We start from the raw sequence: 12,369 nt of genomic DNA on the forward strand, positions 1-12,369 counted from the left end.
ATTTTCCGTAACTTTTTTGGATAATTTCAGTCTATTTAATAGGGAGTTCATACTGGACCTAGATCATAGAGTCTGTGAACTCATGCTGTAACGTGTATAGTCGGTTGGTCCTGTTTATGAACGAGCAACGATAGAATAGCATTGCGTATGAAGAAGATGGGAGAGTTAACAGTACATGAAATGGCATAATGATCGCATGGGGAACGAGCACAAGAAGGGTGCAGGCAAGAAGTGGATGGTCGTATCGCTGGCTGGCCTGCTGTTTATCACACCGGTTATCGGCAGCGGCATCCCGCTGAACGGACATTCCATTGCTTCGGTGGCCAGCGCGGCCACAGCGGCGACCGTAACGAAGCTGAGCGAAAGCCCGGTTACGTCTGGGGCGATAATGACCAAGTACAAATTTACGACGACGCGCTCCGGCAAACAGGCGACGGCGCTGGCGGACGTCATCAAAGTGGATTTGCAGAATCCGAACGTCAAGATTGACGTCATGAACGGCCAGGACGGTCAGCTGACCACCAAACAGAGCACCGGCGGCATGGTCAAAGAGACCGGCGCGGTAGCGGGCGTGAACGGGGACTATTTTAATACGGCCGGAGACGGGGCACCGATCGGGGGTCAGGTCACCAGCGGGGAACTGGTATCGACGCCTTCGGATCTGAAGGGGATGTATTCCTTTGCGGTAACCAAGAGCGGCACGCCGGTCATCGATCAGTTTTCGTTTGACGGAACGGTGACAGCCCAAGACGGCTCTACGTTCCCACTGGCTGGTGTCAATAAGGCGTCTTACACGCCGGAGAGCGGTACTTCAAATTACAGCCATGCGAATGCCATGTATATTTATACAAGCGCCTGGAAGTCGTCGGCTCGTCCGAAGAACAGCTCCACTACACCGGTTGAGGTCCTGGTGCAAAATAACGTGATTACGCAAATTTCCGAGCCGGGCGGCTTCGATTTCGCGGTGCCGGAGGACGGGTACATTTTGCGGACCCACGGAACGGCAGCGCAGTTCGTAACGAACCATATGGCAGTCGGCCAAACGATCACAACCGACTACAAGCTGCTGTCCAAAACGTCCGGACAGTCGCTTGATCCGGCCAACCTGCAGATGATGATTGGCGGGCATACCATCCTGGTGAACAATGGAGCGGCGTCGGCCTTTTCGCGCGACGTATCCAGCATCGGAGGCTACCGCGCCCGTACGGCACTCGGATATTCGAAGGATCAGCGCTACGCGTACATCGTAGCCGTCGAGAAGAACGACAACAGCTCTGGCATGTCGCTGTCCGAGCTGCAGACCTTTATGGTCAAAGTCGGTGTCTGGAAAGGCATGAACCTGGACGGTGGCGGCTCCACGACGATGGTGGACCGGCCGCTCGGCGAAACGGGCACGAAGCTGACGTTCGATACGGAATACGGCACGACCCAGCGCAGCGTCGTTAACGCTGTCGGCGTGTACACCGAGGCGCCGCAGGGCAGCCTGCTCGGGCTGAAAATCAGCGGCTCTTCCGCGATCCTGATCGGACAGCAGGCGTCGTTCCAGCTGAAAGGCTATGACACCTACTACAACCCGATCGACGTGTCGAGCATTACGCCGACCTGGAAGTCAAGCAACGGCAACATCGCCGTCAGCGGGCAGACGGTGAAGGGCGTGAAGCCGGGAACATCGACAATTACAGCGGTCAGCGGCAGTGCCAACGCCAGCATGCAGGTGAAGGTTATCGGCGGAGACGACCTGTCCGCCCTGAACGTCGGAACGGCAACGGCTCCGCTGAAGGCAGGCAGCACGGTATCAGTGCCCGTTACGGCGGTGACGAAGGACGGGCAGAGCATCACGGTTCCGGCCGGATCCCTGAAGTGGGAATTCGTTGGCTTTAAAGGCAGCGTGCAGGATGACAAGCTGACGGTCGCTTCGGTGAACGCCAATACAAAGGTCGGCTATGCCATCGCCCGTTATAACGGCTTCAGCACCGTCGTTGTGCTGTCGGCAGCAGGCGAAGACATGTGGGAAAACTTTGAAAATGTCACATACCCGGTCGATTTTACGACCAACAGCGGCAGCCAGGTTACCGGATCGGCGCAGGTGACGCAGGGAACCGGCGACCACGCCAATTCCAAAGTGCTTCAGCTGCAGTATGACATGACAGCCGGCAGCGGCAAAATGTATGCTTATGCACAACTGAACGGCACTTCGGGCAAAGGCATTAATGCGGCGGCCACGTCGATGTCGATCGACGCAATGGGCGACAACAGCCTGAACTGGATGCGTGCCGAGCTGACGGACGCGAAAGGACAGACGGTATACGTCGATCTTGCCAAAGCCATTGACTGGACGGGCTGGAAGACGATCAACGTCGATCTGAGCAGCCTGGGTATCGCCTTCCCGGCCCAGCTGAAGCGCCTCTACGTCGTCAATGTTGAAGATGGCCAGGACGAGCGGGCGAAGACGGGTACGGTCGCTTTTGACAACATTAAATTCACGATGCCTTCGCTGTCCAGTGATGCCGGCCTTCCAACCGGCAAGGTGATCATGGCGGTCGGGCAGAAGTCCTATATGTCGAATGGTCTGAAGAAATCTATGGACGCTGCGCCGGTCATGAAGAACGGTACGACCTATATTCCGGTGAAATACGTACTGGATACATTTGGCGGACAAGCCACATGGGATTCAGCCAATCAGCGGATCAGCGTCCTGCGGGGCGGCAAGCTGATGGACTTGACGGTCGGCAAAAAGGAATATATCCTAAACGGCAAGCGTAAAAGCGCAGAAGTTGCTCCATTCATCACCCAAGGTCGTACTTTAGTCCCACTTCGGCTCGTTTCCGAGCAATTAGGATTACAAGTAAATTGGGAACAAAACACGAAGACCATTACCATCCAATCATGATATGGTATGATATGTATAGAATTGAACTTAGGAAATGCGACTGCAGCTCATTCTATGTAGAACTGTAATGGTTAGAAATGGAGTAGAACATTCGTGGATTTTCAAGCCGATGCGATAGACCGAGTCATTAAGAATGCCATCCAGGTGGTTGAAAACAGCAAATATCAGATGTTCGAGATTCTCGAGACGGCCCGGGACGAGCTGCTCACGCTGAATCAGGAACTGCAGTTAGTGATGAAGGAAACCGTGGATACGCTGCAGAAGGTGGATCAGCTGGAGCTGAACTACCGGCGTTCCCGGATCCGGCTGACCGAGGTCAGCCGGGACTTCGTCCGGTACAAAGAGGATGATATTAGGCAGGCCTACGAGAAAGCGACGCAGCTTCAGCTTGATGTGATGATTTATCGCGAGAAGGAAATGTATTTGAAGGCCAGACGCGATGAACTCCAGAAGCGGGTGAGAAGTGTCGAAAACTCGATAGAACGTGCCGAATCCATCGGATCGCAAATGGGCGTTGTCATGGAATACCTGTCGGGAGAGCTGGGACAAGTGACCCGGATCATCGAGACGGCCAAGAACCGCCAGGTGATCGGTCTGAAAATTATTTTGGCGCAGGAAGAAGAGCGCAAACGCATCGCCCGTGAAATCCATGATGGTCCGGCGCAACTGCTCGCAAACCTGGTCCTGAGAACCGAAATTGTGGAAAGAATGCTGCTGAAGCAGGAATTTAAGATGGTGCAGGACGAAATAGTAGATTTGAAGGGGCAGGTACGCTCCAGCCTTGAAGAAATGCGCAAGGTCATTTTTAATCTGCGTCCTATGGCACTCGATGATTTGGGACTGATCCCGACGCTGCGCAAATACGCGCACGATTACGAGGAGAAGACCAAGATCCGTACCATGTTCGAAACGAGAGGGAAAGAGCATCGTCTTTCTTCTGCAATGGAGGCGGCGATCTACCGTCTGGTCCAGGAAGCACTGAGCAATGCGGCGAAGCATGCCCACCCAACCTATGTGTTAATTGAGATTACATATCAAGCGCAGATGGTTAAAATTGTCGTTCAAGACAATGGACTTGGATTCCGAGTCGAGCTTCTGGAACAGAAGAGCAAGGATCATTTCGGTTTAATCGGAATGCGCGAGAGGGTAGAGCTTCTCGAAGGGAGAATGGAGATCGAATCGGCCGAGAATCAGGGTACGAAGATCATTATCCATATCCCAACGAACGTGGAAAAGGGAAAGGAGTAGTTGGATGGAAACGAGAGATTCCGGCAAAACAACCATTAAGGTCCTCCTGGCTGACGATCATCAACTGTTTCGCGAGGGTCTGAAGCGTATTTTGAACATGGAGGAAGACATTGAGGTCATCGGGGAATGCGGCGATGGTATTCAGGTGCTCGAATTTTGCAACGATATCAAACCCGACATTGTCCTGATGGATATTAATATGCCTGTGGAAAATGGTGTGGAGGCCACGGAGAAGCTCCGCGAGCTGTTTCCGGATGTAAAGGTCATTATTCTATCCATTCATGATGATGAGAGTTACGTATTCGAGACGCTCCGCAAGGGCGCGAACGGATACCTGCTCAAGGATATGGAAGCCGAGTCGCTGATCAATGCGATCCGTTCGGTTCAGGAAGGCTATGCATTCATTCATCCTAAAGTGACCGGCAAGCTGATTCAGCAGCTGCGGCGCATGACCTTCCTGAACGAAACGGGTGCCATGACCGAGAGCGGCGTCCGCGAAGCAGGCGTCAAGTTCGTGGCCGGCGAGAACAATCCGCTGACCCGGCGGGAAGCTGAAGTGCTGCGCCTGATGGCGGAAGGCAAGAGCAACAAGATGATCGGAGAGTTTTTATTCATTAGTGAGAAAACGGTCAAGAACCATGTCAGCAGCATCCTGCAGAAGATGGAAGTCGACGACCGTACACAAGCAGTTATCAACTCGATTAAATACGGTTGGGTAACGCTCTAATACCATAATTTTGGGATAGCTGCTTGCCTCTGCCAAAGTTTGTGAAAAATTCCACTGTGCGCTCGCTCATGCCCCTTTCGTCAGAGGTGTGGGCGATCCGGCCTTTATCATTCACCGTCCGGTTTGTACCCGCATATAGTGTGGGTATACAGGAGGTGAGTCTGCATGATGATTCCGCTTTTGTGGATCACGGCGGTATACGTGCTGGCGGCTGCGGCGGTTCACTTATTTCATGCTTGGCAGAAGCGCAAAAGTTCACCCTGGGTTCACTATACGCTGGTGACGTCCAACCATGAAGGACAGATCGAATGGTACATCCGGGCATTCGGGTGGTATTCGTTCATTTCAGGCAAGAAGCTTCGTCTAACGGTGATGGATGCAGCTTCCACGGATCAGACCGTGGAGATTGTCCACCGAATGCACGGAACCGCAGGTATGGAATTGTACGTCGTCCCGATGCAGTCCTCCGTGGAGAACGGAGACATCGAAGGAACCTTGGTGCTGGCTGACGGCATGATTTCCGAAATGATTGATTTGAGAAAGCCGCATGAAGCGGAGCGCATCCCTTATGTCTAATAAGCAGGGAACTGCGTTCATGCCGGGAGGCGGCATAATGCAGAATACAGAGTGAAGCACACTCCAAAGGCGACAAGCCGGGGGTGTGCTTTTTTGCGTTGGGCGGAAGATAGTCGGTGATTTGTGAATTCTAAGGACTTGTATAGATGTTGCAATGGACCTCTTGTTATAACGGCCCAGTAGAGCCCTATAACATTCATTGCTTTTCATTTCTTTAGTTCGTTCTATGTGATTCACATATCACTCGTGCTGAAAAGATTCTTGAAGAGATTGAGGTTTTCCGTAAGAGGACAGGATATTCAGCTTTTACGTTTCACCGAAACGGGAAGGGAGAAAGGAGGCGGGCGCATGCGTGTCGCCGTATATGCCATCCGGCAAGGGCAGCGGTGGAGGATGAAGATTTCGCTGGACCTGCGTATTGATATCGTATGGTGGGAGTACGTAAGCAGGAATACCGGGATGGACGGAACGATGGTTTTGCTGTCGGGGGACATGCCTTTAGGCTGGGCTTGCAAGGCGGCAAAGGATTTTGTGGGTGCGCCGGAGATGGTGCACTGGAAGATGCAACAGTGGAAGGGGTGGTTGGAGGCGGAGTTGAGGGAGGAGATGGAGCGGGAACAGACCGATGGTGATAGGCCTCGCGCGGAAAAGAATGGGTGGACGTCAGTTGACGGGGAAAGACATGATGCTAGAACAAAGGGCAGTTTGCGGGGAATGAAGGCTCGGGGGAGGGGAGTTTGGAACAGTTTCGAACCCAAGGACCATGACGGTGCGGCATGGGGTGGACTCAAGGCCAAGGGGTATGACCGGTCGGCGCGGGGTGGATTCAAAGACACGGGTTATGGCGGAGCGGTGCGGAATGGACTCAACCCGAAGGGAAATGACGGATCGGCGCGGGATGGGTTCAACTCAATGGGTAATGACAGAAAGGTCGGGGATGGCTGTTCCGGGATGTGGCGCTGGGAGCTCGGCGAGCCGCTAGCTCCTGCCGTATGGCAGGAGCTGATACGTCAGCCGGAAGAGGGACAGTGTGCAGGAGACGTAAGGGATTCGGCAGTGCTCGTGGAACTTGCGGAGCAGGCCGCGCAGCTGGTGGACAGGCTGCATGGCAGGTCGCTGCTTGCAACGGAGGTCGACTCGCTGCTGAGCGACCGGGCGCCGGGGCTTGCCAGCGCCTGGCACAGCCCTGCGCAGCTGGCCTACCTGCAGGGCCAGCTGGCGCTCGACGCGGGCGTGGCTGCTGCCGGCCCGCGCAAATGGCCCCGCGGCACGCTTCGCGCCAGCCGCGGCCAGGCCCCCCGCTGCCGCCGGTGCGGCAGCGAAGCCACGGGCCGCACGGCATGCGCCGCGTGCGGCCTCGCGGCATGCGCCTACTGCGAGGCATGCCTCGCGCTTGGGCGCAGCCGCGCCTGCTCGCTGCTGCTTCGCACAGCAGCGGATCCGGCCGTGCGGGGCACGGCCGGGGAATCCACCGCCGCCGTTGCGGGGCGGTGGGGATTGAGCGCGGCCCAGGGCGATGCCGCCTGGGCCGCGCTGGGGTTCCTGGCGGAGCCGCCCCAAGGGGGCTCCGCGGCAGGCGGCCGCACCGGCTGGATGCGGCCGAGATGGGGTGCCGCGCGGAGAAGCGGCACCAGCACCGCGCCCTCCCGCTTCCTCCTATGGGCCGTGACGGGCGCGGGCAAAACCGAAATGATCTTCCCGCTGCTGGACTCCGTGCTGGCGGTGGGCGGGCGCGTGCTTGTGGCCACGCCGCGCCGGGACGTGGTGCTCGAACTCGCCCCACGCCTGGCCAAAGCATTCAGCGGTGTCCGGATCGTCACCCTGTACGGCGGCAGCACCGAGCGCTGGGAAAGCGGCGCCTTGACGCTCGCGACCACCCACCAGCTGATGCGTTTCTATCACGCCTTTGACCTGGTAGTGATCGATGAGCTGGACGCATTTCCCTATCACAACGACCCTATGCTGGCCTATGCGGCGCAGCATGCCTGTAAGCCGGACGGGAAATTTGTGTATCTGTCGGCGACGCCGCCGCGTCCGCTGCAGCGGGAGGTATCCCGTGGCACGCTGCCGCATGCCAAGGTACCCGTCCGGTATCACGGCCACCCGCTGCCTGTGCCGAAGCGGATCGCGATGCGCAGCGTGGAAATCTGCCTGCGGCAGCCGAAGCTGCTGGGACCGCTTGCCGCGGAGCTTCGCCGGTCGATCGACCGGGGAGCGCAGATCTTTTTGTTCGTTTCCCGGATACGTCATATCGGACCGCTCGTCGAGATTTTACGCCACCGGTTCAAAGATACTGCAGTGGAAGGGACATCCTCGGAAGACTCTGGGCGGGGTGAGAAAGTCATGGCCTTCCGAAAGAAGGACATCCGCCTGCTCGTCACGACAACCATTCTGGAGCGGGGGGTGACCGTTCCCCGCAGCGACGTGTATATCCTGGATGCGGACAGCAGCCTGTTCGACGAGGCATCGCTCGTCCAAATGGCTGGCCGGGCCGGACGGTCTTCTGAGGATCCGGCAGGAAGGGTCATTTTTGCTTCATCCCAGTGGACGTTGTCCCAAAAGCTGGCCGTAAACCAGATCAAGGCGATGAACCGGATTGCCGGCAAGCACGGATATTTAAAGGAGCAGCCTTCTAAGTCATAAGCCGATAGGAGGGATGATAAGTTGAAGTCCAGTAGTTCATTGTTACAGATGATGCAGTATTTGCTGTCTCCACCCGGCGAAATGTGCCTGACCTGCGGCAGCGTTAGCCGTCTTGTCCGGGAATGGCCTGGCATCTGCCGATCTTGTGCGGAAGCGATCCCCTGGATTCATAAGCCCCGCTGTCTCTGCTGCGGCCGCGCCATCGGCTGTCCGGACTGTCTGAGGGAAGAGATGAGACACCGATCTTTTGTCTGCAACCGGAGTGCTGTGCAGTATAACGGGGTAATGAGGGAGTGGCTAGCCCAATATAAGTATCGTGGGCATGAGAAATACGCTGATCTGATTGTCCATATGTTGAATCAAGTTTTCGTGCAGATGCAGGAGGAACTCGGCATGCTTATGCTTGGCTTTAACTCTGACACCCCAAATCAGCATATTCAATCGGATGCCTCTATTGGATTCTTTTCAGCGGTTATTTCCAAGGTTATTTCAAGGGTCGATTTCGTTTTGCCAGAGGTGCCCCTTTTCCATAAATTAAGAGAAACCTCGCAACAGGCTTTATGGAAGCCGGACGTGATAACTTATGTCCCCGTAAGCGACGTCCGGTTGAAGGAGCGGGGATTTAATCAGGCGGAGGTGTTGGCGAGAGGGCTTGGAAGCAAGCATCGGATTCCCGTCATGCCGCTTTTGGTCCGCAGGGAGCACACCGCCAAGCAGAGCTATAAATCCCGTCAGGAGCGGATCGATTCGATGAAGAATGTGTTCGCTGTGCATAAGGAGGGGTTAGAAGCTGCCTTATCGTTGTATATACGTACATATGGGATGCCATCTAAAGCAAGTCATAGTAATAGCGAGATGACTCGTCATGAAAGCCATGGACATGCTATAACGGCTCAGGATGCTCCTCTGCCCATGCAAATTCTTTTAATAGACGACATTTATACGACGGGAAGCACGATCAATGCATGCGCAGAGGTGCTGCGGGATACTTTGCACCTGGGATTGGGGCTTGCCGCCGAAGTGTACAGCCTGACCTGGGCCCGTTCGTAATCCCGACAAAAAAACCATGTCAAGATTTACCGAAATTCGTAAATTAAGATGGACGAGGGGAGCCGGAATAAGGTAATCTAGAACCATATCATCATGGCTTGATTTGGTATTCGATAAGGGGAGAGTTATTGTGGAACTTGCGAATTGCCCACGCTGCGGCAGATTGTTTGCTGCCAATTTCAGAGACATTTGCCCGAACTGCATCAAGGAGATCGAACGCGAATACGAGATTTGCGTGGATTATCTGCGGGAGCAGAAGGGTGCCAATATACAGGAGCTGTCGGAAGCCACGGGCGTTTCCGTCAAGCAGATTACGAGTTTTGTCCGTGAGGGCCGGATCTCGATCGTGAATGCACCGAACTTGATGTATCCGTGCGAGGTTTGCGGTACACTGATTCGTGAGGGGCATATGTGCGACTCTTGCCGCACCCGTCTGACCCGGGAGCTCAGCCAGGCTGCACAAGCAGGCCAAGATCAGGATTCCGGTCCTAGAAAACCGGGTGAAGGTGCCTACCGCGTCGTGGATAAATTCCACAAATAACCGACTGCCGCACTAAAAACGGCAGCAGCTATTAATAATGTTTCAGTGACGACCGATAAACTTAGTAAAGATTATCGGTTGTTTGCATTTTGCATGCGAACGGGCTGACGTGTCGGCTTGAGAGGCCGGGTGAGTACCCGGCAGAGCAGCCCGCATATTGTGAAAGAAGGTGGAAGATATGAAAATTAATGATACCGGCAGAATTGGTGGAGTTAACCCTTATCAACGGAATATGGAGACGCAGCGACAGGAAGCGCAAAAGCCTGCACGCAAGAAGGACCAGGTTTCCATTTCCTCGGAGGCGATTGAAATGCTTGAGGCCCAGAGCCGTGCCAATGACCCGGAGAGAGCGAAGAAGCTCGAGGATCTGAAGCAGAGAATCGCATCCGGCACCTATCAAGTGGATGCAGGTAAACTGGCCGATAAGCTGATGCCTTATTTTAAAGAGTTCCCAAGAAATTAGGTGACCCATATGTCTGTTCATACTTTAATCGACCTGCTGGAGCAGCTGGATACGGTTCATCTCCATATGCTGGACTTGACCGCGGAGAAGAAGAAAGCCATCATTGCCAACGAAGTAGAGTCTCTCATCAAGATCATGAACCAGGAAGCCAAGCTGGTAAAGCAGATCGAAATTCTCGAACAGAAGCGCGCGGTCTCCGCCCAGCAATATTTACGCGAACGCGGCATCAAATCGGAATTGAACCTGAATCTGACGGAACTGTCGCGGCTTGTTTTTGACGTGGAAGAGAAGAAGCGGCTGCTTGCCATTCAGGAGAAGCTGTCGGAGACCCTGCAGAAGTTGAAAAGGGCGAACGAGCTGAACCAGAAGCTGATCGAGCAGTCGCTTTCGTTTATAGATTTGTCCCTGGATATTCTGGTCGGCCGACCGAATCAGGACGTTACCTACCACCATCCGGCGGATCGGAGCGGGAACACAGCCCGAAGCGGCCTTTTCGATTCAAGGGCTTAGGTCCGTTAAGGTCTATTTTTCTTACGAGCATTACGAGTGTCGGGGCTCCCCGCAGATTTTTACATGAACCAACGACGAAGCAGAGACCCACGACGTGGGGCAATTGAGACATGGGTGAGCCCGGCTCTCCCCCGAACGTGAAGGAGGATTTTGTTGCATGACATCCACATTCCATTCCATCGAGACGGCGAAGCGAAGTCTGTTTACGCAGACCGCTGCACTGGGTACGACCGGCCATAACATCGCCAACGCCAATACGGAAGGCTTCAGCCGGCAAACCGTAAAAATGCAGGCATCCCGTCCGATTGAAGCTTACGGCATGAACCGCTCTACTGCGCCTGGACAGCTGGGCACGGGGGTTGAATACCAGTCGGTTGAACGGATCCGCGAGAGCTTTCTCGATACGCAGTTCCGCAGCGAAAGCAACGCCAACGGCAGCTGGACGATCAAATCGGACACATTGGACAAGCTGCAGGGCATTTTTAACGAGCCGTCGGACACGGGCATCAGCAAGGTGCTCGGCAACTTCTGGAATTCCTGGTCCAACCTGAGCAAAGATCCGGAAAGCGCCGCGGCGCGCAAAGTCGTCAAGGAAAATGCAACGGCCCTGACGGATGCAATGAACTACATGAGCGGCCAATTGGATAAAATGAGCCAGGATTTGACCGCCAACGTCGGCGTCAAAGCCAGCGAGGTTCAAAACTACCTGAACTCCATCGCGGACCTGAATCAGTCGATCACGCGGATTGAGGGACTCGGAGATAATGCCAATGACCTTAGAGACCAACGCGACCTGCTGACGGACAAGCTGTCCAAAATCATTAACATCACGGTCCAGGACACCGACCAGGGATATAATATTTCGATGGGCGGACAAGCCCTCGTCGAAGGGTTTGCCGTGAGTGCGGATGTGGATGGTACGGGTCCGGATGACCGCGGTGCTTTTCTTGAAGCAGCCTACGCGTCAGGAAATTTGCAGGGCGGAGAGGTTTACGGCATCATTGCGTCCCGCGAAGGCTACGTGAAGGATTACCAGAAGCAGCTCAATGACTTGGCCAACACCTTGGCGAACGGCGATATCCAGATCACGATTCCTAAAGGCAGCGTATTGCCGGCCGGCGTCACCCTCCCGGGCATTACGGGGCGCGTTGTTGATCAGGATACGGTCGTAACCGTCAAAGGCCTGAACGGCCTGCACCAGCTGGGATATACGATGGATGGTACCACCACGGGCGGTTTGCCTTTCTTTGAATCTAGCGACGGTGGTCCGATTACGGCGGGAAATATCCGCCTGAACACGAAGATTGCGGAAGATCCCACCCTGATTGCTACCTCAATGCGAACCGAAGGTTCGGGAACGGACGAGAAGGTTGTCAAAGGAAGCAATACGCTGGCCCTGCTCATGGCTAATATGAAGCAGACCAACTTTACTTCGCCGGACGGCACCCGCTCCACGACGATCGACGGCTATTACAGCTCGATGGTGGGACAGCTGGGGGTACAAGCCCAGGAAGCGAGCCGGCAGACGCAAAACTCGGACATTCTGGTACAGCAGGTCGAGAGCCAGCGCCAGTCGGTCAGCGGCGTTTCTCTGGACGAGGAGATGGCGAACCTGATCAAGTTCCAGCATGCATACGGCGCGTCCGCGCGTTTTATGACCACGTTCGACCAGCTGCTGGATAAACTGATCAACTCTACAGGAACTGTAGGAAGATAAAGGT

General features: G+C 55.0%; 10 protein-coding genes. All 10 read left to right on the top strand.

Annotation, left to right across the window (positions count from 1 at the left end; translation table 11 throughout):
• Positions 1-175: 175 nt before the first annotated feature.
• The 10 genes from GCU45_RS19015 to flgK all read left to right on the top strand — a co-directional run bounded on the left by GCU45_RS19015 (position 176) and on the right by flgK (position 12,365).
• Positions 176-2,890, top strand: coding sequence for a stalk domain-containing protein (locus GCU45_RS19015; protein ID WP_152399978.1), 2,715 nt, complete (start codon positions 176-178; stop codon positions 2,888-2,890).
• A gap of 93 nt (positions 2,891-2,983) precedes the next feature.
• On the top strand, positions 2,984-4,138 hold the full coding sequence (locus GCU45_RS19020) for a sensor histidine kinase (RefSeq protein ID WP_089549739.1): 1,155 nt from the start codon (positions 2,984-2,986) through the stop codon (positions 4,136-4,138).
• A gap of 4 nt (positions 4,139-4,142) precedes the next feature.
• The gene (locus GCU45_RS19025) at positions 4,143-4,865 is read left to right on the top strand and encodes a response regulator transcription factor (protein ID WP_076174607.1); all 723 of its coding nucleotides are present in this window, start codon (positions 4,143-4,145) and stop codon (positions 4,863-4,865) included.
• Positions 4,866-5,030: 165 nt separating this feature from the next.
• On the top strand, positions 5,031-5,441 hold the full coding sequence (locus tag GCU45_RS19030; protein ID WP_152399979.1) for a hypothetical protein: 411 nt from the start codon (positions 5,031-5,033) through the stop codon (positions 5,439-5,441).
• 348 nt (positions 5,442-5,789) lie between these two features.
• Positions 5,790-8,084, top strand: a complete 2,295-nt coding sequence (locus GCU45_RS19035) for a helicase-related protein (protein WP_244364159.1) — start codon at positions 5,790-5,792, stop codon at positions 8,082-8,084.
• Positions 8,085-8,477: 393 nt separating this feature from the next.
• A complete protein-coding gene (locus tag GCU45_RS19040) occupies positions 8,478-9,134 on the top strand; it encodes a ComF family protein (protein WP_152399980.1) in 657 nt (218 codons plus the stop codon).
• A 130-nt stretch (positions 9,135-9,264) separates the two neighbouring features.
• Positions 9,265-9,675: a TIGR03826 family flagellar region protein gene (locus GCU45_RS19045; protein WP_152399981.1), complete on the top strand. Its 411-nt coding sequence runs from the start codon at positions 9,265-9,267 to the stop codon at positions 9,673-9,675.
• Between the two features lie 178 nt (positions 9,676-9,853).
• A complete protein-coding gene (gene flgM / locus GCU45_RS19050; protein ID WP_076174595.1) occupies positions 9,854-10,138 on the top strand; it encodes a flagellar biosynthesis anti-sigma factor FlgM in 285 nt (94 codons plus the stop codon).
• 9 nt (positions 10,139-10,147) lie between these two features.
• Positions 10,148-10,648, top strand: a complete 501-nt coding sequence (locus GCU45_RS19055) for a flagellar protein FlgN (protein ID WP_152399982.1) — start codon at positions 10,148-10,150, stop codon at positions 10,646-10,648.
• Between the two features lie 157 nt (positions 10,649-10,805).
• Entirely contained in the window at positions 10,806-12,365 is a 1,560-nt protein-coding gene (flgK, locus tag GCU45_RS19060) for a flagellar hook-associated protein FlgK (protein WP_152399983.1), read from the top strand.
• Positions 12,366-12,369 lie beyond the last annotated feature (4 nt).

Origin of the sequence: Paenibacillus cellulositrophicus, from assembly GCF_009363095.1 — a bacterium.
GTDB classification, from domain to species: Bacteria; Bacillota; Bacilli; order Paenibacillales; family Paenibacillaceae; genus Paenibacillus_AQ; species Paenibacillus_AQ favisporus.